Consider the following 20,233-nt stretch of genomic DNA (forward strand, 5'->3'; position numbering starts at 1 on the left):
TGTGAAATGGAAATAAATTTTATACAATATTTGTAATATGATTTGGAGGAAACGATTTCATGACAAATTTTCAGATTGAATGTTTTTTAAATGTTGCAAAATATCTGAACTTTACAGAAGCTGCCAACCATCTTTTTATTGCGCAGTCTTCTCTGAGCCGAAATATCTCCAATCTGGAATCAGAGCTTGGAATCAAATTGTTCAGCAGAACAAAAAAATATGTACGTCTGACCCCCGGCGGCGCCGTTTTGTACCAGGAGTTTTCCCGGTTGATGGAGCTGGCAAAAGCCGCGGTTTTAAAAGCCCACAAAGCCGGCCTTGGCCAGGAAGGCGAAATCCGCCTGGGGGTTATTGAGACCCAGCGCTCCGAAAACTTCCTTCCGGCAGCGTTAAATGCACTTCGGGACAAGCATCCGAATATTAATTTTCATCTGCTGAGAGGAAACTTTAAGGAGCTTCGAAAAGCCCTTATGAACGACCAGATTGATATTGCCCTGACTATGGATTTCGACCTTTTAGAATATCCCAAGGAACAGACTGTTTATCAGCAGTTTTTCCAGTCACAGCCAAAATGTGTTATCTCAAAATCCCATCCCCTGTCTCATAAGGATGAGATTCATCTAGAAGAACTGAAAACGGAACCTATGATTGCAATCTCCCCGGAGATTTCCCAGGGAGCTTACAATAATATTATCAATCTGTGCGAAGTCTATGGCTTTACACCAGTAAGTATTTCGTATTCAAATTCCATTCAGGATACTCTGCTTATGGTGGAATCCGGCCTTGGATTTTCTGTTTTGGATGAAAACTGTATTTCTTCCGCCAACGAAGCCATCTGCTCTATTCCGGTCCACCGCAGTGACCCTCTTATGCTAGTTGCTGTCTGGAAAAAAGAAAACTTTAACCCGGTGATTCCTCTGTTTGTGAATCTTTTGATTTCAGAAGAAGAGTCAGAGCCTTTTGAGCTTTCAGCCCCGCCCCCTTCTAGCCTATAATCCCCCAGCCCAGCTCCGGATTCGGATAGTCAGTCCGAACTTCCAGAGGGCGGGCCATCTTATGCAGAAATGCCTTTAGCTTTTCCCCATACAGATAAGGATCTTTTCCTTCTATAATTCCCTCTTCCATCATCAGAGCAGCCAGACCACTGACGTAAGGCGCAGCCATAGAAGTCCCGCTTCTTACCGCATAACCGCCTCCCGGCGCTGTAGATACGATTTCCACCCCGGGGGCCGCCACATCCGGTTTTACCTGCTGATTGTTTCTTGTAAATCCCCGTCCGGAAAAGTCTGCAAGCTTCCGGTATCTGGCATCATATGCACCTACAGAAATTACTTTTGAGGATGTGGAAGGAATGGTCAGCGTTGTATTCTCTGTGGGATATAAAAATCCGCTCCCCTCACTTAGGACCGTCTGTCCAGGCAGCCACATATTATAAGTTCCATGCACAATTCTTTTTGGCACCAGAGTGATGGTCCAGATTCCCGGATCAATATAGGCATCTGCAGGTATTAAATCAATAAAGATCTCCTGGCTAATATGATAAGGTGACGGCAGTCCATAATAAATCAGAATTTCCGTTCTTCCCATTGTCATTCTTTGTATCCCAAGCTCGGGTATAATATTTCCAAGCTGATTTCCGGAAGGATGGGTAAGAATAATGTCAAATTCATCAACAAATGATTTCCAGATCTGAATACTGAATCCCGTCTCATAATCTCCTGCCGAGAAGGGGATTTCTTCCCGTCTTCCCTGACGTACAGCTCCAGATGTATGGATTCTTGACGCTCCCTCATTTCCGGTTCCGGTCACAATAACAGATTTCCAGTAATCAGAAATCAAATCCATATAGGTCTCAAGCAGCGCCGCACCATCGTGTCCTCCGTAATTATTTCCAAAACTGATATTTACCGCTACAGGCATCCGGTATTCAAATGCCTTATATAAAACATAGTTTACCGCCGACATCAGTTCTGTTGTTCTGGGAAATGAGTTTTCTCTTTGAGTTCCAAGTTTTACCACAATCAGAGAACTTTCCGGAGCCACCCCGGTATATTTTCCGTCAGAGGCTCTGCCGTTGCCTGCTGCAATTCCCGCTACATGAGTGCCGTGTCCTGATAGATCTCTGCTTGGAATCATCTCATAACGCGCTCCTTCATCAGGCATCTTAAGGGCCTCATTGATTTCCCGGCTGGTATAAACTTTACCTAAAGTCTGATCCCAGAGCTCCAAAATTCTAGTTGTTCCATCTGCATTGCGAAAATCCGGATGTGCATAATCAATTCCGGAATCAATCACCGCTACAATCACACCTCTACCGGTATATCCCCGGTAAACACTTTTTTGAGCACTTCTCTCCCCGGAGGAAAACTCTGTATCCAGAATATGAACATCCTCCTTTGCAAAAAACATATTTTTAGGTTTTTCCATATAAAGAATCTGCACTTCACTGGCAACGGCTTCTACCTGATTTTCCGGAATAATCATAATTGCATAAGAATTTAAAAGTTCCAATATGCCAACCTGGGGAAACTTCTCTCTAATACCTGACAAATCCCCCGTATGTTTTACAATTACTTCCCACTTTTTTTCTTCATCCAGAAATCCAACATCCAATATCATGGATTTCTCACGTTCTTCCTGGGTTACTCCCATGGCCAGGTTTAAAAGATTTTCAATTTTTTCATTTTCCATAGAAATCAAAAAGCACTTTTCTGATATTTTATGCAGAAAAGTGCCTGATATTCTAAACCTCTGGACTGTTTCATTCTAAACCAGAGGATATGTTCTGATTAGAAAGCCGCCGCCTTACTTTTTTGGGGGAAGAATTTCCAGCCAGTATCCGTCAGGATCTTCTATAAAATAAATTCCCATTTCTTTGTTTTCAAAACAGATACATCCCATCTTCTCATGGAGTGCATGGGCAGCCTCAAAGTCATCTGTTTCAAATGCTAAATGAAACTCACAATCTCCCAGGTTGTAAGGACGGTCCATATCCCGCATCCAGGTCAGCTCCAGTTCAAAATCTGAACTGTCACTGGTGAGATATACAATAATAAAGGATCCGTCACTGCTTTCCTTTCTTCTTGTTTCGGTTAATCCTAAAGCCTCTCCATAAAAATCTATAGATTTCTTCAGATCGTAAACATTATAATTTTCATGTATCATCTTAAATTTCATCGCAAATCCTCCTTGCCAAAATCAAAATACACACATTTAAACCACAAACTGCTGGCCCTTCTTACAGATACGCCGTACGGCTGATATATAAGCGCAGTCCCTGCGCTCTTCCAGATACGAATCAATAATACTGTAATCTTTCCAGAAATGCATGGGAAATACAGTTTTTGGCTGAAATGCTTTCAAATATGCATCCATACCGTCAAATGCATACTGCCCCTGGCGGGGATCCAGCGGAAGAAAAGCCGCATCTGGCTGCCTTCCTTTCAGTTTTTCAATCTCACCCAAAAACCTTCTTCTCATTTCCTGATTATATGTATCACTTTCATCCGGCCACAGCCACAGGTTCAGGTCTCCGGCATGATAAATTTTTCTCTCTTCCGCCTCAATCCAGAAAGCGGCTCCCTCATCGGTAGATATCAGTGTTTCCACCTGTATAACAGAATCATCCGATAATGTAATCTCATACTGGGAATCCAAAGCCGCCTCCGTTACGAAAGCATCCCCTGGCATATCATCCCGGTAAGAAATATCCTCAGACAATACATAGCGGACTTTCGGATACTGCTCCCACAGCGCCCATATTTTTTTATTGTAATGATCGTGATGGGCATGACTGGCAAACACCACAAGTTCCTTTTCTTTGGAAAGCTCTGGAAGCTTCCCGGTAAAATAGTCAAATAAAAGATACGTATTTTTAAGTTCCACAAGAAAACCACTGTGCCCTAAATATGTTACAATCATAAATTACTTCCTTACCTTTAGCAGAACTATTCTTTTCTGGCGCATTCGCTGTCAAGTCCTTTTAAAATTTCCAGACCGTGTTTCAATGAAGGCAGAATATACTCAAGAGCTTCTCTGACTGCTTTCGGACTCCCTGGAAGATTCACAATCAAAGTTTCTCCCCGGATACCTGCCATGGCTCTAGAAAGCATTGCCCTGGGCGTAATAGAAAGCGAGTAAAATAAAATGGCGTCTGTAATCCCTCTGGCCTCCCGCTCAATTACCATCTTTGTAGCCTCAGGGGTCACATCCCTGACAGAAAACCCGGTGCCTCCTGTAGTCAGCACCAGATCTGCCCCATGATCGCACAGATCCTTCATTTCATCTGCCAGCATCTGCTTTTCATCCGGCAGTACTACTTTACGCATAATCTCATATCCTGCTTCTGTAAGCAGATCGGCAATCACCTGACCGCTGACATCCTCTCGTTCACCTGCATATCCTTTATCACTGGATGTAATAATTGCTGCTTTCATCTCTCCTCTAATTCCTTTCTTTTTCCTGCTCAATAATCACAATTTCTTTTGGATTTCCAAACCGGGGGACCCCGGCCGTATTGGCCAGTCCTCCGCTAATTATAAGCTTCTTATCATACATGCCATAACAATACTCCGGAAAAAAACCCTGTCCGGGAGCCAGAATCCCGCATGTTCCAATTCTCCACTGTCCTCCGTGTACATGTCCGGACAAAACCAGATCAAACTGGTCCAGACCGGTTCCCCGGATAAATTTTTTATAATATTCCGGATGGTGGCAGAGCAGAATTTTCGTTCCCTTTTTTTGCCCAAAGCGTTTCAGCCAATCCAGATCATACCTGGTGGAAAGTCCTCCAATGAGAACCCTCCCGGAGTCCGTTATAAATTCTATATCCTCATTGTCCAGCAGAATAATATGATTTTCCTTAAATTTTCTGTAATCTTCCGGTAAAAAATACCACTCATGATTCCCAACACTGTAACATACAGGAGCAATTTTTGCAGCCTGAATCAAAAATTTAAGTCCCGCTCCTCTCTGCTGCTGCTCTCCCCAAAATTTCCGGCCCACTGCCGTTACCGTCTTTATTATCTTATACATCGCCCGGTGTCTGCTGGTAACTTCCTGCCAGCGCTCCATCTCCGCTGAAGTAATGATACCGTTCTCTTCATCGCACCGTTCCATAAAATCTCCGGCCGCCGCAATCAAATCCGGTTTTTCCTTCCTCAACAGCTCTAATGCTTCCTGTCCGGACCTATCATGGAGATCGGTCACAAGAGCAATTTTTTGCGGCATCCCCCCACCGGAATTTATCTTGTATCTGGTTACTATGGTATTTCCTTTTTTCTGACTCATAGATCCATCCTTTTTTATCTGCCCTTTTATTATACATAATTCTTCCCCCTCGTAAACAGTTCAGACAAGAAAAACTGTTTTGTAAATTTCGTTTTTCCAGTATGTGAAAGGTATCGTGAATTATTTTAATTCTATAATGCAATTTTCTTTGAAATATTTTATACTGATAAGCAGAAATAATAAAATAGATACCCCCACAGGTATTTTAGGAGGTGACAGTATGAAACAATGTATGGATTCCGCCAATCTTCACAGAAGATTGAGAAAAATTATCGGCCAGGTACAGGCCATAGACCGTATGATTGATGAAGATGTTCCCTGTGAAGATATTCTTTCTCAAATCAACGCTGCAAAATCTGCCCTTCACAAATCAGGACAGGTGGTACTCGAAGGGCATATCAGACATTGTGTCCGGGATGGTATTGAACACGGTGACGCAGATAAAACAATTGCCAGCTTTACAAAAGCAGTGGAACGCTTTGCAAATATGAATTAGTACTCTAAGCCAGTCTTTTACAGACTGGTTTTTCTTTTTCCTTGACTTATTATACCCCCATGGGTATTATATATCTATACCCCTATAGGTATAAAAGGAGGAATTTTCTATGGACCTATTAAAAAAAGTACTAAGCCTTGGAGGCGTCAAAAAAGATATTGCCTTTCTGGCTGTTTCCGGCGCAGCCTTGCTTGCAAGTATTTTCCGCTTCAGACCCCTGGGCCTTGATCCCGCATGGATCGCTATTCTCCTCTGCGGGATTCCCATTATTTTAGAAGCGGTGATCGGGCTTGTTACAGAGTTCGATATAAAGGCTGACGTCCTTGTCTCTATTGCACTGGCCGCCTCTATCATAATCCGGGAAGACTTCGCCGCAGGTGAAGTTGCCTTCATCATGCAGTTAGGAGCATTATTGGAAGATATGACAGTTGCCAGAGCAAAAGCCGGCATTGAAAAATTAGTGCATCTAACCCCCCGGACTGCCCGGAAAATAACCGATACCACAGAAACCGTTATTCCCGCCCAACAGGTAAATATAGGTGATATTCTGCGGGTTCTTCCCGGAGAAACTGTGCCGGTTGACGGCATCATCCTCTCCGGCCATACCTCTATTAATCAGTCAGTCATGACCGGCGAATCCCTTCCGGTTGATAAGGAAGCCGGCGATCCGGTATCCAGCGGCACGGTTAATCAATTTGGCTCCTTTGATATGAAAGCCCTTAAAGTCGGAGAAGACAGCTCCATTCAAAGGATGATACGTCTTGTTCAGTCCGCAGACGCCGGAAAGGCAAAAATTGTAGGAATTGCCGATCGGTGGGCTACCTGGATCGTTGTTATTGCTTTAGCCGCCGCCGCACTCACATGGCTGATCAGCGGGGAGATGATACGGGCCGTTACCATACTTGTTGTTTTCTGCCCCTGTGCAATGGTGCTTGCCACACCTACTGCGATTATGGCAGCCATCGGAAATGCAACCAGACATGGTTTTTTAGTTCGTGTAGGAGATGCTTTAGAACGGCTGGCCGCAGTTTCTGTACTCACCTTTGATAAAACAGGAACGCTGACCCATGGAACACCCAAGGTCATTTCCGTCCGCAGCATTAATAAAGACCAGACAAAACAGGAACTTTTCCGTCTGATCGCAGGGGCAGAATTACGTTCCGAGCATCCCTTAGGAAAAGCAGTTATTTCCTCCTGGCAGGAAACATACCGTACCCCGGTTCCCCAGCCGCAGACCTTTCAAATGATTCCGGGACGCGGAGTCCGCGCCACTGTAGAAGGCCATGAAATTCTGGCAGGTAATACTGCCCTGCTGTCTGAACATAAGATCTGTCTTCCTGATACAGTTAAACTGCAGGCAGAAGGCTTTCTAAAAACAGGAAGCACCATTATTTACTGTACCGTTGACCAGCACTTTTCCGGTTTTATCGCCCTGTCAGATACCCTCAGAAGCGATGCGGCCAATACCATTCATAACCTGCAGCAATCCGGCACCACCCCTGTACTGCTCACCGGTGACAATGAAAATGCCGCAGCTTATATCGCAGACCGGCTTGGAATTAAAAAAGTACATGCAAACTGTCTGCCCGAAACCAAACTGTCACAAATAAAAGAATATGAAGCTTCCGGGAAACAGGTATGTATGATAGGAGACGGAATCAACGATGCTCCCGCACTGAAAGCAGCCCATGTAGGAATCGCAATGGGGGGAATCGGAAGCGATATCGCCGTGGATGCCGCCGATATAACATTAATCAACGATCAAATCTGCGAGCTTCCCCACCTGCTCTCTCTGTCTAGACGCATGATGACCACCATAAAATGTAACCTCACATTTTCCATGACCCTGAACTTTATCGCTATTATTCTGGCAGTCACAGGAATTTTAAATCCGGTAATCGGTGCGCTGGTGCATAACGCAGGCTCCGTCATCGTAATCATAAACTCCGCACTGCTGTTGAATTGGAAGCAGAAAAACAATTACCAGCCATCCCGGCCTGCACCAAAAACAGGCAGCGCCCTGCCACTATCAGAAAAGTAATCACTTGTAACATTGTACTAAACTATGTACAATATACCATATCAGAAGAAAATCAAGCGACTGTGAAGCAGGCATTTGATTTTCTCTGATATGGTAGTGACAAAATCTTTTAGTGCCTCTGGCACGACAGATGCGAAGCAGATGGATTTTGGAGGATTTGCATTCGAAGAAAATCAAGCGACTGCGAAGCAGCAGGATCAAGCGACTGTGAAAAACGATCAGGAGGTATATTTTATGTTATTAAAAGGAAAAGTAGCAATTGTAACGGGCGGTACAAGAGGAATCGGCAATGCCATTGTCCGCAAATTTCTGGAAAACGGTGCGGCTGTTGTTTTGTTTGGTTCCAGAAAAGAGACTGTAGAAAAGGCTGTGAAAGCCTTAAAAGAGACAAATCCTGAGTGGTCCGCTGAGGGCATGTTTCCGGATTTATCAGATCCTCAGGCAGTGGCAGATGCCATCTCTGCCGTAAAAGAAACATACGGAAAAGTGGATATTCTCGTAAATAACGCAGGAATCGCACAGAGTACAAGTCTTTACGATTATCAGCCGGGCGAGTTTGACAAGATCATGGATTTGAATGTCAAAGCGCTGTTTTATACGATTCAGCCGGCGGCCAAAATCATGAAAGAACAAGGGGGCGGATGTATTTTAAATACAAGTTCTATGGTAAGTATTTCCGGTCAGCCATCCGGCGTCGGCTATCCTGCCAGCAAATTTGCTGTAAACGGCCTGACGCTTTCACTGGCTAGAGAGCTTGCAAAAGACAATATCCGTGTCAACGCAGTTGCTCCCGGAGTAACAAGAACAGATATGGTGGCAGCTCTGCCTGACGAAATGGTGAAGGCTGTATGCGCAGGTATTCCTCTTGGCAGAATGGCAGAGCCTGAAGATATCGCCAATGCCTTTTTATTCCTGGCAAGCGATATGGCAAGTTATGTAACTGGTGAAGTATTATCTGTAGATGGTGCTGCAAGAGCCTAGATTATAAAAAGTCTTAAAAGCAGGAAACATCGGCTTTTGCCGGCCGGATTTCCTGCTTTTAAAATTATCTATCATTATATCTTTCTGCTTGCGTTTACTTTACCTGCTGCAGCCATTTTCTCAGCTGTTCTGCTGACTGATTTCCATTTAACATTTTTCCTTCTGCTATTTTCGCCTCTGCGGATATGCTTCCCTTTAATTTCTCTATGGTTTTTCCAAATCCGCTCCCGCCGGAAGTTGCAAATAAAATGATGTTCTTCCCTGTAAAATCATAGCTTTCTAAAAATCTGTTTATAATGGTCGGTGCTATATACCACCATATCGGGAAACACAGCATAATATTTTGATACCTATTTATATCTGCATCGGTGTCCAAAAGTTCCGGATACGGAGCATTCCCTTTCATCTCCCTGGAACTTCTAGAGGTTTCATCCATCCAGTCCAGATCTTTTTTTGTATAAGGAATCTTTGGTTTTATTTCGTATAAATCTGCATCCGCCGCCTGTGCCAGTATTCCCGCTGCCTGTGCAGTTACTCCGCTGGCTGAAAAATATGCCACTAATGTTTTTTCCATGTTTCATGCTCCTTTCAAATATTACCTTTCTCACAGTATAAAACGCTCTGCCTGTGATGTCTAATACTTCCTGCAAATGGTCTGTGATACGTTTCAGGCATAACATTAATAAACAGGCACAAAAAGTTCCATTTCTATAAATTTAAGGCAAAACAACCAAAACATATAGAAAGGACAACCTTTTTGTGCCTGTAATATAACACCCCCCACTTCCGATCAAGGGGCTAAACTTTTAAATACTTTACTATCTCATCGGTATGTATCCGTGATAGTTTACTAAATTATTGCTCATTGTAAAGTCAGCAACACATGCGCTGCAAATATTATGATATGGTTTCAGGAACGGGAACTGCTCCTGCTGAGCCCATGACGGTTTCTTCAGATCTTTTGTTCCTTCTACTGCAGTTTTATACCATCCGGATTCATTCTCAAACCACAGTTCCAGAACATAATCCATCACACATCCGTTAATATCTTTCTTTACATTGCTTGCAAGAATACGTGTACACTCCGGAGCTACTTCAAAAATTGGCAGAACTTCTTCAAATAACCATTTCTCGCCTTCCTCTTTAGAAACGCCTTCCGGAAAACCAATGGCTACATTCCAGCGGTAATTTGCTCCATCTTCAATGGTTCTTCCTTTTCCTTTGATGTCCTTTTCCCACCACATTGGAAGGAAGCAGAAAATAAATGGATTTGCACCTTCTACAGCTGTCTGGCGCGCTTCATTTCCCACATCACCGTCGCTGTCCATCTGATCTTCATGTTTTGCTTCAAGAACTGCTGCCGGAAGATTTCCCTGCCATACAAGAACATCCATGGGGAAGGTCTCTGCAACTGCTTTGATTGACAGTCTCGGATCCAGATCGCTTACCAGCCAGTGATGCTCTGTCAGCTGCATTCTGGCATATCCAAAACGGTCGCCCTGAGGCGGCATTGGGAAAGACGGATAGAATGCATATTTTGTAACATACGGCTCAAACTGTGCAATACTGTCCGGAACATGGGTTTTATAAAGCCATCTCTGCAGTTTTGGTCTGTAGTCTTCGCAGGCACAGTCTACATAGATAAGACTTCTCATCGGTTCAAATTTAAAATCTGCCATTTTAATAGCCTCCTTGGATATAAAAATTATTTTTCAGGTACAGATGACTGGATAAATTCCATATATTTCTTCTTACGCGCTTTAAATTCCGGATTATTTTTCTGCATTTCAGCCAGTTTACCTTCGTTTTCCTGGATATCATTTGCATGAATAAACTTACCTGGAATTGTATCATGTGCATGCTCAAGCTGCTCTTCCGGGAATACAAAAGTAAGCTTGCCTGCAACATTCTCCAGCTTTCCAACCATACCGCACAGATCACAGGTTGCAGCGCTTGTACATGGATCAATGTAAAACTCTTTGCTGTGGCAGTGCGGACATACACCTTTCTCACCAAGATATTTTGCATTTTCAGGATCTTTTGCAGCATTTGCAATATTTACACCAATCTGGTGTGCTCTTGCAAGAGCTTCATCATTCATAAGGATTCCTTTAGACCATCCAAATACATCATTGTCAATAACTGTCCACTTTGGTGTCAGAGCCTGCATTGCACAGTCTACCTGTACACGTGTTGCCCAGTCTGATCCTCCGATAGCCATATAAGAAACTACTTTTTCTTTTAATACCCGTGGATCTACTCCCGGACCGCCGTTTTCTCTGGAAATTTTATCAGCAATGATATTATTTCCTCTGTCCATACGGGGACCAAAACGATCTGTTACTGTATGGAATAAACCAGTAGAACCTTTTTCAAAAATAGGAACTGTACTGATAATTCCATCTGCATCCAGCATTTTGTCCAGCAGCCATGGGAAATCATCCTTTAATACGCAAAGGTTTCCCTTTCCGCCAAACAGCGATTTTACACAGGCAATACATCCGGTGCAGTGTTTAATATCAAGGTTCTGCATCTGGATAAATTCGATTTCCGCTCCTGCTTCCTGTGCCCCCATCAATGCTTCTTTACACATTGCATCGTTGTTTCCATTTTTAGTACCATAAGAAATACCTAAAATTTTCATTCCGTTTCCTCCTGTTTTTATCAATATACCATAATAAGACCTTTTTGTGTGATTTTATTATAAATTCCCAAAAATTGAATGTCCAATATACAAATTGCATTAAGTATTTCCTCTTCCTATGTGCTATGCCCCTCCATCTCTATATAACTCTGACAGTTTTTTCACGGAATTTCGCCATTTTTCACAATTCATATTTTTTACTTATGCAAAAAGTGGATAAGACCTTGTTTTTCCTGTAATACAAGATCCAAAAACAGCAAAAAAAAGCCCGGCAGAGCAGCTTATTCCTGTTCCGCCGGTACTATCACACCATTTTCATCAATCTCTACATCAAAAGAAATCTGCTCCATATAATTTAAGACCGCCTGTGCCTCTTTGCCGGAAAGCTCAGATGTCTTTGAATTAGATGCTGCAGCGGGAATCATTTTAAGAGAAAGCTTCTGATTTTCATCTACAGCCACCTTTAAAACAGCAGTTCTTTCAATGGTTGGATTAAACATAAAATTGCCAAGACTGTAAACGATAGGTACCTCTTTATAATATTCAATTCCCTGAAGCACATGAGGATGAGATCCAATCACCAGATCTGCCCCTGCGTCTATGTAAGCATGTGCCAGTACTTTCTGATACTCTTCGGGTACTTCTGCTTTTTCAATTCCCCAGTGTACATAAACTACCACCAGATCATTTTCCTTCTCAGCTTTCCGGATCTGTTCTACCAGCAGCTGGGGATCATAAGTTGTAAATACACCTGGCTGACTGTTTCTCACATCCCAGTCCACCACCGGTATCACTCTGGATGCACACAAAAATCCTACCTTAGTTCCGTTTACTTCAATAGTTTCACAGGCAGATGCCCGCTTAAGCGTCTCTCCGGCTCCCACATAAGGAATCCCCGCCTGATCCAGCGTCTCAAATGTCTGAGATAATACATCCTGCCCAAAATCCAGTACATGATTATTCGCCAGGGATACAATATCCACTCCCGTCTCCTGGAACATCTTCACATAAGACGGATCTGTCTTAAATGTAAATTGTTTATCCGGCGCCTTAGTACCTCCTGTCCCAAAGGGAAATTCCTCGTTTACCATGGTAATATCCGCATTTTTCATCTGCTGCTGAAGCTCATCCGATAAAATCCCGCTCAGTCCTGCCCCATCATAGGCCGCTGTAATATTGCTTCCCATCTGAATATCACCGGTAAACAGCATGGTAAATGGTTCCTGCTTTTTTTCCTCAATCTCAGGCTGCAGTACCTCTTTCGTTTCTACAGAGCCCTCTACAATCTCTCCGGTTACAGACACCCCGCTTTTCTTATCCTTCTCTGTGCCGCAGCCCCACAGCACAAGGGCCAGACACAGGCCCATGGCCGCAGCCGCCTTTCTCTTTAGTCCTTTCATATCAGTCCGGATCCTTTGGCATAATAATTGCACCGATGAGATAAACAAGAATCCCCCCGCCAATAGAAATTACGCAGAGTATCAGACAAAGCAGTCTGATTAACGTTGGGTCAATTCCTGAATATTCTCCGATCCCTCCGCAGACGCCGCACAAAATCCTATTTTTATTTGAACGGTAAAGTTTTTTATCCTTCATAAAATGCATCTCCTTCCTGAAACAAGCCATTTCTTATATAGTTATAGTATGCATTTTTAAAGAAATTAATCAAGTCTAAAATACAAATCTCCCGCGCCGCAGTCCAAATAAATGTCAGGCAGATTATCATTGTTTTTTAAATTCAATTCATGTTTTAAACTGGTATAACTGTTTCCATTAACAGTGAGATCTCCTGCACCACAGGATAATACGTAGTTATACTGATCTGGTTCCCCTAAAAGCTCTATACTCATATCTCCCACACCGCAGGAGGCATTCAGATCTCCCTGTACCGTTCCGCTTATATCAAAGTCGCCTGCACCACAGCTGGCATTTAAAGAGCCGGCACACAAAAGCTCATCCAGAGTAATATCGCCGCTGTTTACCGTAAATTCCGCTGATTTATTGACAGTCAGATCTCCTGTATATTCCAGATCCCCGGCTCCTGTTCTCAGCGAACATATATCCGCCATCATAGCGGCCTGGACAGTCAGGTCTCCTGCCCCTACACTGAAATCCATTGTTTCAAAATAAATATCTTTCGGAACTGTTATTAAAACATCCGGGCCGTAATGCCGGTTACTGAGTCCAATATTCACTTTAAAGCTGCCCTTTTCAATTGTCAGTGTATTCTGATTCTGAACTACATCGTAATCGGCATAACGGGTGTCTACCGCCACAGTTATGGTATCATCCAAATTGCTGCCTTCCCTGATTTCCACATCCCCGGCTCCCACATCCAGCTTCAGTTCTTTAATTTCATTCTTATCAAATGTATAGGATTTCAAATCAGTACCTTTACCGGAATACTCCTGCTCCTGATGAACCCCCACTCTGACCCCAAAGGGACCGGTTACAGAAACATCAAAGGGCCCCACCTGAAAAGTGCCTGCCCTCTGGCCCTCCTTAAGTGAAATCCAGGAAAATCCCTTCACAGCAGCCGTGCCAACCAGAATCACACCAATGATCACAAGTATAAAAGCACTGATCAAACACCATTTTGTAAATCTCTTCATAATCACACTACTCCTTTCGGCCCGGAATCTTTCTTATTATAGCTTTCATTCCGTTACAAAGACCTTCTACAGCCGGCGGTAAAGCATTTTTACAATAAGCCGCAAATGCCAGAAGTAAAAGAAGCCCTGCGGCAAAACAAAACAGACTGCCCCCGATAACTGCCAGGGATGCAAATGCAACACCAGAAACGGCTCCACCAAAGATACACATAATAACTGCCCAGAGAAAAGCCGCAGCCATTGCCAGTCCAAGTGCCGCGGCCACTGCCACCAGAACACAGATCACAGCTGTAAATGCAGTCACAACTCCAATCACCGCAATCAGCCAAAATGGAAACCAGCCGGCAGCCGGCCTTACTTTCGGTGACGGCGTCTGTTTACTCTCAAACGTATAATATCCCCGTTCTGTATATTCCCCCCGCATCTCTCCTGACAGACCTTCTTTAATTGTATAAGCAACCTTTTCCGGGGAACCCAGCTCTTCAATTACAGAAGCCTCGTTTTCCATTCCGGCATCTTCAAAATAGCACCTGTAATACTCAAGTGCTTCCTCTCTTTCCTCCGCTGAAATATCTGACAAAAGATATTCCAGCTCTTTTAAAAATCTATCCTGCTTCATATGTTCTTTCCTCCCGAAAACAGATTTGAGATTTTTGTTGAATATATAACCCACTCTGATTTGTAAAGCTTTAGCTGCGCAGAACCTTTCTCTGTTATCTTGTAATATCTTCGGTTTCTGCCTCCGCATTCCATGTCATAAACTTCCAGACACTCATCTTTCTGCAGACGTCTTAAAACCGGATAAAGAGTAGACTCTGAAATCTCAATTGCTTTCCTGACATCCTGGGTAATTTTATATCCGTATGTTCCCTCCTCTTCTGCTGACACAACAGCAAGAACGATCGCATCAAGAAGGGCTGCTCCTGTATTAAATACCATGTCATCACTCCCTGCCCTTTACAGCTGATTTATTTATCTTTCTATAATATTATATTTCCTCTAATACTATATGTCATATAATATTGTTTGTCAACTTGTTTTGTTTGTAATTCACAAGTCTAAATACGATTTTCCCACAGAGTGTTTTATATTTTAAAATTTATGTGAACTCTGCAATTTTTTGTAGTTTATTTTGAAAGAATATAGTATACTTTAGTCACACAAACCGTTAGTCTGTATCTTCCGGTTTGTGATTTATAGATGCACAATAGCAACAGAATGGACACTTCCTTACATGATGTAAGGAAGTGTTTCCAAATATGCTGCAGAAAGGAGTTTTATTTTATATGGACGAAAAATTAATGAATCAATGCACACATAACTGCCACACATGTGGTTCTGCCTGCGGCAGTACAGATAAAAAACAGGAAAGTTTTTTTGATAAGTTAGAAAATATTTCCGAAGCTTATAACCAGCTGGATGAAGAGGAAGTACTTAAAATACTAGGCGACACCGTATCCCAGTGGGAAAAGGAACTGGATGAGGGCAAGGAATAACCGCCGGTTTCCTGATAACAGCTAAAAAAGAAGTACAAAAAATGGTTCATCTTCAGATTCATCTGATAAGATATCTGAACTCATTTTCTGTACTTCTTCTTTATTTCTTCTCGAATTGTTTTATCTTTATTCTCTGCCTTCAGACTGTGATCTGCTCTAGCTCATCCAGCCAGATTCCGGCGCTGGCGTCGCTTGGCATTCTGAGATCCCCCCTTGGGGAAACTGCCACTGTACCCACTTTTGGACCGTCCGGCAGGCAGGAACGTTTAAACTGCTGGGAGAAAAACCTCCGGTAAAAGGTCTTCAGCCATTTTAATATCGTCACTTTATCATACATTCCTTCAAAAGCATAAACCGCCAGCCGGTAAATTTTTTCCGGTGAACATCCAAACCGCAGCACATAATATAAATAAAAATCATGCAGCTCATAAGGCCCCACCAGATCTTCCGTTTTCTGAGAAATCTTACCGTCTTCCGGCGGCAGCAGTTCCGGGCTTACAGGAGTATCAAGCACATCTAAAAGAATTGCTGAGAGCTTCTCATCCCCGCAGGTATCTGCATAATACTGCACCAGATGGCGGACCAGCGTTTTTGGCACGGAGGAATTAACCCCGTACATAGACATATGATCCCCGTTATAAGTTGCCCACCCAAGAGCCAGTTCAGACAGATCACCCGTTCCAATTACCATACCACCGGCTTTATTAGCCAAATCCATCAAAATCTGCGTCCGCTCTCTGGCCTGACTGTTTTCATAGGTCACATCATGCAGATTGGGATCCTGCCGGATATCGCAGAAATGAATCTTTACGGCATCTTTAATACTTACTTCCAAAAACTCTGCGCCAAGGCACCGGATCAAATTCACCGCATTATCATACGTCCGGTCTGTAGTTCCAAATCCCGGCATAGTCACAGCTAAAATTCCCTTCCGGTCCTTTTTCAGCAGATCAAAAGCCCGGACCGTTACAAGCAGAGCCAGCGTGGAATCCAGTCCCCCGGAGATTCCCACAACAGCAGTTTTGCATCCGGTATGCTCCAGACGTTTTTTCAGTCCCATTGCCTGAATCTCAAGAATCTCCTGGCACCGCTTATCTCTTGCGGCTTTTCCGTCAGGAACAAAGGGTCTTGGATCTACAAAGCGTGTCAGATTTGTTTCTTCTTCTTTCAGATCAAATAAAATCTCTGTATAGAGGTCCTCTGACATTTCAAAGGTTGTCATTCTGCGCCGCTCTTCTTTTAATCTGCGTATATCAATTTCCGTATAAATAGCTTCATTCAAAAACCGTCTGGCAGCTTTTAAAATATTCCCGTTTTCAGCAATGAGATTATGTCCGGAATACACCACATCCTGGGTAGACTCTCCATCTCCGGCGCTGGCATAGATGTAGCCGCATACAAGCCGGGCTGACTGCCCGGCAACAAGATTCTGACGATAAATATCCTTCCCGGTAGTTTCATCACTGGCAGAAAGATTTACCATCAGCGTAGCTCCTGCCAGAGCATGTCCAATACTGGGAGGATTAGGCGCCCAAAGATCTTCACAGATTTCCGCTGCAATTTTTAAATCCGGCATCTGACGGCAGGAAAACAAAAGCTTTGTCCCCATTGGCACCTGCCTTCCGTCTCCGGCATCCACCATAACAGCGCCTCTCATGCCTCTTGTAAAATGCCGCTGCTCATAAAACTCATTATATCCGGGAACATGGGTTTTGGGCACAAACCCCAGTACCCGTCCCCCGGACAGGGCCGCAGCCACATTATAAAGTTTTCCATTATACTCTAACGGCAGCCCCACAAACACCAGACAGTCCTTCTGCCGCGTATGCGCCGCCACTTCCTGCAGAGCTTCTTTTGCTTTTGTCAGCAGCAATTCCTGCAAAAACAAATCTCCGCAGCTGTATCCGGTCAGGCAGAGCTCCGGAAATACAATGACTTTCGCCTGCTCCTTTACAGCCTCATCAATCAGCCTGCAGATCAATTTTCCGTTATATTTTGGATCCGCCACCTTTATTTTGGGGGTTACTGCGGCAGCCTTTATAAATCCCTGTTTCACTGTTTTACAATCTCCTTTAATTCATCAATACTGAACGTATAATCCGTATTGCAGAAATCGCACCGCACCTCTACAGGATTTCCTTCTGCAATCATCTCATTCAGTTCTTTTTTTCCGATGCTGACTACCGCCTTTTTCACACGCTCTTTGGAGCAGCTGCAATAAAACTCTGCAGGCATCCGGTCTGTAATCTCCAGTCCAAATTCTCCCAGAATATGTTCCAGCAGCTGCTCAGGCGTACTGCCTCTATCCAGCAGCTCTGTAACAGAAGTCACCTGTGCCAGTTTTTCCTCCAGTCTGCTGATGATCTCCTCACTGGTAAAAGGCATCAGCTGAATAATAAATCCTCCGGCCTGCTTTACCGTATTATCCTTATTCATCAAAACCCCAAGCCCGACTGCTGAGGGCACCTGTTCGGAAGTCGCAAAATAATACGTGAGATCTTCTGCAATCTCACTGGTCTGCAGGGCAATCTGTCCCACATAAGGTTCTTTTAAACCCATATCTTTAATTACGTTCATAATCCCGGGGCCAACAGCGCCTGCCACATCCAGCTTACCCTTAGCATTGGCAGGCAGCATTACATCCGGCACAACCGGATAACCCTTGACATGTCCATGAGAGTCCGCCGTCACGGTCATTCCCCGCAAAGGGCCGCCGGACTTTATCTGAATGGTCAAAAGATCGTTGTCTCCCTTCATCATGGCTCCCATCATAACAGCCCCTGACATGAGACGTCCCAGAGCCGCCGTCACCACAGGACTGCTGTTATGCCGCCTGCGTCCCTCCTCGGTCAGATTCCTTGATGTTACGGCAAATGCCCGGATGGAACTTTCCGCCGCTGTGGCTCTTACAATATAATCCCCGTCTTCTGTTTTTACTTCTATTTTGCTCATGTAACACCTCTTCTTACACTTCTTGTTTTTTTAAACATTCCCGGGCAATAAAATATACCCGTTCACATTCCGGTCCGGGACTGTTTCCCTCTTCATCTGTCACAGCTAATAGCTCAAGTCCGGCCTGCTTTAACAGCTGTTCAATCTTTGAAAGTTCATATGCTCTCTGGTAATGGAACTCTTCATATCTGCGGAACAGCCCCGCTTCCTCCTCAATAAATAACGTCAGTGCATATTCATTTATGGAAGATTCCTCATCAAAATAGTTTTCCCAGATAAAGCTGGCATGTTCTCTGTTCTCACAGATTACAGCATCCCCGATGACCTGGCTGTATTTATAAATTGTGTTTAAATCAAAAACAAAGATTCCGCCGGGATCCAGATAATTATTAACAAGCAAAAAAACAGTAAGCAGCTCTTCCTCCTCCAGAAGATAGTTCACAGAGTCGCAGACACTTACCACTGCGCCCACAGTGCCGTACAGCTCAAATTCCCTCATATCCTGCTGCAGGTACAAAATCCCTTCTGTATCCTGCCTTCCTGCCACTTCCAGCATTTCTTCTGATAAATCCACGCCGATCATATCATAGCCCTTTTTGCTGAGAAACCGGGTAATTTTCCCGGTTCCGCAGCCAAGATCCAGCACCAGACCGTCATTGATCCCATGTTCTTTTAAAATTTTCCACAAATAATTTCCCCACAATTCATAGGGAACATTATCCATAAATGTATCATATACTTCCGCAAATCCGGTATACGCTTCCATCTGTTCTCCTTATAAATTTGAAAAGAAATCTTTGATTGCCTGTATCAGCCTTGCAAAAAATCCTTTTGCTTCACTTTTTAACGCTTCTGTATCAATATTCATACCAAGATCAGATAACTTATCATAAATATTCTGCGCCTGCTGTTTTAAACTGTCAAGATCCAGGTCCAAATCATCAATTTTTTCCAGAAGCTCTATGAGTTTTTGCTGCTGCTCTTTGGTGAGAGTTACCTCAAACTTTTCTTCAGCCTCATCAATAGCATCCTTCATCTGAGACTTGGTTTTCACTTCCCCGCTGACCACCTGCTCCTTTAAATATGCAACCATGCCCTCAATCTGGTCTGTCTTGCCGGTCTCCTCCTCAATCTCTCCGGTAATTACCATCTCGTTGACAGCTGCGTCCACCTGTTCCTCATCTATTTCCTCACCGCTCATCACCGTATAAGCCTCGATTACACCCACCAGCGCCGCGGTTCCGGAAATTTCAAAAGGCGCCGCCACAATGGCCTTAGCATCCTCCATCCCCGCTGTCACCATAGCGTTTTCATACATTCCGGTGGTACAGTAATTAATATTCTTTGTAGTTACATTCACGCCGCTTCCTTTGTCACCTTTTAAAACAACAACAGAGGATAAGGCATTGGTTCCGATTTTACTTTTTGGAATATAATCGTCCAGATATTTGTGCTCCTGATCATTGGAAATATAAACTACATCGTAATCATCCAGACTGCCATCTTTCACACCAAGCAGCTCTAGTACGGCAGATCTTTGTTTTGCAGAAAGATCCTCTCCAAGCGCTAAGTACGGTTTGTCCCCCTGCGAAACAACCACTTCTCCGTCATTCCCTGATGCATCCGAAGTCTTTGCAAAAGAAGTAACTCCCATTCCCACTGACAATGCACCTGCCAGCAATAAGCAAAATCCCTTTTTCCAGTATTTTTTCATGCCATCAC

Annotated in this window: 22 protein-coding genes; 5 read left to right on the plus strand and 17 right to left on the minus strand. The window is 43.7% G+C overall.

Annotation, left to right across the window (positions count from 1 at the left end):
- Positions 1 to 59: 59 nt before the first annotated feature.
- Positions 60 to 995 carry a LysR family transcriptional regulator gene (locus OCV88_RS12110; protein WP_158425716.1) on the plus strand — a complete coding sequence of 312 codons (936 nt, stop codon included), beginning with the start codon at positions 60 to 62 and terminating at the stop codon, positions 993 to 995.
- On the opposite strand, the gene OCV88_RS12115 is transcribed toward OCV88_RS12110, so the two are convergent.
- From OCV88_RS12115 to OCV88_RS12135, 5 genes are all read right to left on the minus strand, one after another.
- The gene (locus tag OCV88_RS12115) at positions 985 to 2,691 is read right to left on the minus strand and encodes a S8 family peptidase (RefSeq protein ID WP_158425717.1); all 1,707 of its coding nucleotides are present in this window, start codon (positions 2,689 to 2,691) and stop codon (positions 985 to 987) included. The two genes, OCV88_RS12110 and OCV88_RS12115, sit on opposite strands and share 11 nt — an antisense overlap.
- Positions 2,692 to 2,805: 114 nt before the next feature.
- Positions 2,806 to 3,177, minus strand: a complete 372-nt coding sequence (locus OCV88_RS12120; protein ID WP_158425718.1) for a VOC family protein — start codon at positions 3,175 to 3,177, stop codon at positions 2,806 to 2,808.
- Positions 3,178 to 3,213: 36 nt separating this feature from the next.
- A complete protein-coding gene (locus tag OCV88_RS12125) occupies positions 3,214 to 3,921 on the minus strand; it encodes an MBL fold metallo-hydrolase (RefSeq protein ID WP_158425719.1) in 708 nt (235 codons plus the stop codon).
- Positions 3,922 to 3,947: 26 nt separating this feature from the next.
- Positions 3,948 to 4,436, minus strand: a complete 489-nt coding sequence (locus OCV88_RS12130; protein WP_158425720.1) for a MogA/MoaB family molybdenum cofactor biosynthesis protein — start codon at positions 4,434 to 4,436, stop codon at positions 3,948 to 3,950.
- A gap of 7 nt (positions 4,437 to 4,443) precedes the next feature.
- Positions 4,444 to 5,289, minus strand: coding sequence for a metallophosphoesterase (locus OCV88_RS12135; protein WP_158425721.1), 846 nt, complete (start codon positions 5,287 to 5,289; stop codon positions 4,444 to 4,446).
- 220 nt (positions 5,290 to 5,509) lie between these two features.
- Between OCV88_RS12135 and OCV88_RS12140 the strand changes: the two genes are divergently transcribed.
- From OCV88_RS12140 to OCV88_RS12150, 3 genes are all read left to right on the plus strand, one after another.
- Positions 5,510 to 5,785, plus strand: coding sequence for a metal-sensing transcriptional repressor (locus OCV88_RS12140; RefSeq protein WP_158425722.1), 276 nt, complete (start codon positions 5,510 to 5,512; stop codon positions 5,783 to 5,785).
- Positions 5,786 to 5,894: 109 nt separating this feature from the next.
- Positions 5,895 to 7,826, plus strand: a complete 1,932-nt coding sequence (locus OCV88_RS12145; protein WP_158425723.1) for a heavy metal translocating P-type ATPase — start codon at positions 5,895 to 5,897, stop codon at positions 7,824 to 7,826.
- 234 nt (positions 7,827 to 8,060) lie between these two features.
- Complete coding sequence (locus tag OCV88_RS12150) at positions 8,061 to 8,807, plus strand: SDR family NAD(P)-dependent oxidoreductase (protein ID WP_158425724.1); 747 nt, start codon at positions 8,061 to 8,063, stop codon at positions 8,805 to 8,807.
- A 94-nt stretch (positions 8,808 to 8,901) separates the two neighbouring features.
- On the opposite strand, the gene OCV88_RS12155 is transcribed toward OCV88_RS12150, so the two are convergent.
- From OCV88_RS12155 to OCV88_RS12190, 8 genes are all read right to left on the minus strand, one after another.
- Positions 8,902 to 9,381, minus strand: coding sequence for a flavodoxin (locus tag OCV88_RS12155; protein ID WP_158425725.1), 480 nt, complete (start codon positions 9,379 to 9,381; stop codon positions 8,902 to 8,904).
- A 244-nt stretch (positions 9,382 to 9,625) separates the two neighbouring features.
- Entirely contained in the window at positions 9,626 to 10,486 is an 861-nt protein-coding gene (locus OCV88_RS12160) for an acetyl-CoA hydrolase (protein ID WP_158425726.1), read from the minus strand.
- A 26-nt stretch (positions 10,487 to 10,512) separates the two neighbouring features.
- Positions 10,513 to 11,451 carry a flavodoxin family protein gene (locus OCV88_RS12165; RefSeq protein WP_158425727.1) on the minus strand — a complete coding sequence of 313 codons (939 nt, stop codon included), beginning with the start codon at positions 11,449 to 11,451 and terminating at the stop codon, positions 10,513 to 10,515.
- A 281-nt stretch (positions 11,452 to 11,732) separates the two neighbouring features.
- Positions 11,733 to 12,851, minus strand: coding sequence for a CapA family protein (locus OCV88_RS12170; RefSeq protein ID WP_158425728.1), 1,119 nt, complete (start codon positions 12,849 to 12,851; stop codon positions 11,733 to 11,735).
- A gap of 1 nt (position 12,852) precedes the next feature.
- Positions 12,853 to 13,047, minus strand: coding sequence for a PspC domain-containing protein (locus OCV88_RS12175; protein WP_158425729.1), 195 nt, complete (start codon positions 13,045 to 13,047; stop codon positions 12,853 to 12,855).
- Between the two features lie 65 nt (positions 13,048 to 13,112).
- Entirely contained in the window at positions 13,113 to 14,063 is a 951-nt protein-coding gene (locus tag OCV88_RS12180) for a DUF4097 family beta strand repeat-containing protein (protein WP_158425730.1), read from the minus strand.
- Between the two features lie 7 nt (positions 14,064 to 14,070).
- Positions 14,071 to 14,682 carry a DUF1700 domain-containing protein gene (locus OCV88_RS12185; protein WP_158425731.1) on the minus strand — a complete coding sequence of 204 codons (612 nt, stop codon included), beginning with the start codon at positions 14,680 to 14,682 and terminating at the stop codon, positions 14,071 to 14,073.
- Positions 14,679 to 15,002 (minus strand): PadR family transcriptional regulator, encoded by a 324-nt coding sequence (locus OCV88_RS12190; protein WP_158425732.1) that lies wholly within the window; start codon positions 15,000 to 15,002, stop codon positions 14,679 to 14,681. Before OCV88_RS12190 ends, OCV88_RS12185 begins: the two co-directional genes overlap by 4 nt.
- Positions 15,003 to 15,349: 347 nt before the next feature.
- Here OCV88_RS12190 and OCV88_RS12195 point away from each other — a divergent pair, with 347 nt between their 5' ends.
- Entirely contained in the window at positions 15,350 to 15,559 is a 210-nt protein-coding gene (locus tag OCV88_RS12195; protein ID WP_158425733.1) for a hypothetical protein, read from the plus strand.
- 139 nt (positions 15,560 to 15,698) lie between these two features.
- Here OCV88_RS12195 and OCV88_RS12200 read toward each other — a convergent pair whose 3' ends face one another.
- Genes OCV88_RS12200 through OCV88_RS12215 form a run of 4 tightly spaced genes read right to left on the minus strand, consistent with a single transcriptional unit; the run spans position 15,699 to position 20,225 of the window.
- Positions 15,699 to 17,615, minus strand: a complete 1,917-nt coding sequence (locus OCV88_RS12200; RefSeq protein WP_158425734.1) for an NAD(+) synthase — start codon at positions 17,613 to 17,615, stop codon at positions 15,699 to 15,701.
- Positions 17,612 to 18,511, minus strand: a complete 900-nt coding sequence (gene hslO, locus OCV88_RS12205) for an Hsp33 family molecular chaperone HslO (protein ID WP_158425735.1) — start codon at positions 18,509 to 18,511, stop codon at positions 17,612 to 17,614. The genes OCV88_RS12200 and hslO overlap by 4 nt, the downstream gene beginning before the upstream one ends.
- Before the next feature lie 13 nt (positions 18,512 to 18,524).
- Complete coding sequence (locus OCV88_RS12210; RefSeq protein ID WP_158425736.1) at positions 18,525 to 19,277, minus strand: class I SAM-dependent DNA methyltransferase; 753 nt, start codon at positions 19,275 to 19,277, stop codon at positions 18,525 to 18,527.
- Positions 19,278 to 19,286: 9 nt separating this feature from the next.
- On the minus strand, positions 19,287 to 20,225 hold the full coding sequence (locus OCV88_RS12215; protein WP_158425737.1) for a DUF1002 domain-containing protein: 939 nt from the start codon (positions 20,223 to 20,225) through the stop codon (positions 19,287 to 19,289).
- Positions 20,226 to 20,233: the final 8 nt, after the last annotated feature.

The organism is Brotonthovivens ammoniilytica (assembly GCF_025566885.1).
Classification (GTDB): Bacteria; Bacillota; Clostridia; order Lachnospirales; family Lachnospiraceae; genus Brotonthovivens; species Brotonthovivens ammoniilytica.

Excerpts from the sequence above, each read along its gene's own strand:
- OCV88_RS12110 (WP_158425716.1), top strand. The coding sequence starts at position 60 with ATGACAAATTTTCAGATTGAATGTTTTTTAAATGTTGCAAAATATCTG.
- OCV88_RS12115 (WP_158425717.1), bottom strand. The coding sequence starts at position 2,691 with ATGGAAAATGAAAAAATTGAAAATCTTTTAAACCTGGCCATGGGAGTA.
- OCV88_RS12120 (WP_158425718.1), bottom strand. The coding sequence starts at position 3,177 with ATGAAATTTAAGATGATACATGAAAATTATAATGTTTACGATCTGAAG.
- OCV88_RS12125 (WP_158425719.1), bottom strand. The coding sequence starts at position 3,921 with ATGATTGTAACATATTTAGGGCACAGTGGTTTTCTTGTGGAACTTAAA.
- OCV88_RS12130 (WP_158425720.1), bottom strand. The coding sequence starts at position 4,436 with ATGAAAGCAGCAATTATTACATCCAGTGATAAAGGATATGCAGGTGAA.
- OCV88_RS12135 (WP_158425721.1), bottom strand. The coding sequence starts at position 5,289 with ATGAGTCAGAAAAAAGGAAATACCATAGTAACCAGATACAAGATAAAT.
- OCV88_RS12140 (WP_158425722.1), top strand. The coding sequence starts at position 5,510 with ATGAAACAATGTATGGATTCCGCCAATCTTCACAGAAGATTGAGAAAA.
- OCV88_RS12145 (WP_158425723.1), top strand. The coding sequence starts at position 5,895 with ATGGACCTATTAAAAAAAGTACTAAGCCTTGGAGGCGTCAAAAAAGAT.
- OCV88_RS12150 (WP_158425724.1), top strand. The coding sequence starts at position 8,061 with ATGTTATTAAAAGGAAAAGTAGCAATTGTAACGGGCGGTACAAGAGGA.
- OCV88_RS12155 (WP_158425725.1), bottom strand. The coding sequence starts at position 9,381 with ATGGAAAAAACATTAGTGGCATATTTTTCAGCCAGCGGAGTAACTGCA.
- OCV88_RS12160 (WP_158425726.1), bottom strand. The coding sequence starts at position 10,486 with ATGGCAGATTTTAAATTTGAACCGATGAGAAGTCTTATCTATGTAGAC.
- OCV88_RS12165 (WP_158425727.1), bottom strand. The coding sequence starts at position 11,451 with ATGAAAATTTTAGGTATTTCTTATGGTACTAAAAATGGAAACAACGAT.
- OCV88_RS12170 (WP_158425728.1), bottom strand. The coding sequence starts at position 12,851 with ATGAAAGGACTAAAGAGAAAGGCGGCTGCGGCCATGGGCCTGTGTCTG.
- OCV88_RS12175 (WP_158425729.1), bottom strand. The coding sequence starts at position 13,047 with ATGAAGGATAAAAAACTTTACCGTTCAAATAAAAATAGGATTTTGTGC.
- OCV88_RS12180 (WP_158425730.1), bottom strand. The coding sequence starts at position 14,063 with ATGAAGAGATTTACAAAATGGTGTTTGATCAGTGCTTTTATACTTGTG.
- OCV88_RS12185 (WP_158425731.1), bottom strand. The coding sequence starts at position 14,682 with ATGAAGCAGGATAGATTTTTAAAAGAGCTGGAATATCTTTTGTCAGAT.
- OCV88_RS12190 (WP_158425732.1), bottom strand. The coding sequence starts at position 15,002 with ATGGTATTTAATACAGGAGCAGCCCTTCTTGATGCGATCGTTCTTGCT.
- OCV88_RS12195 (WP_158425733.1), top strand. The coding sequence starts at position 15,350 with ATGGACGAAAAATTAATGAATCAATGCACACATAACTGCCACACATGT.
- hslO (WP_158425735.1), bottom strand. The coding sequence starts at position 18,511 with ATGAGCAAAATAGAAGTAAAAACAGAAGACGGGGATTATATTGTAAGA.
- OCV88_RS12210 (WP_158425736.1), bottom strand. The coding sequence starts at position 19,277 with ATGGAAGCGTATACCGGATTTGCGGAAGTATATGATACATTTATGGAT.
- OCV88_RS12215 (WP_158425737.1), bottom strand. The coding sequence starts at position 20,225 with ATGAAAAAATACTGGAAAAAGGGATTTTGCTTATTGCTGGCAGGTGCA.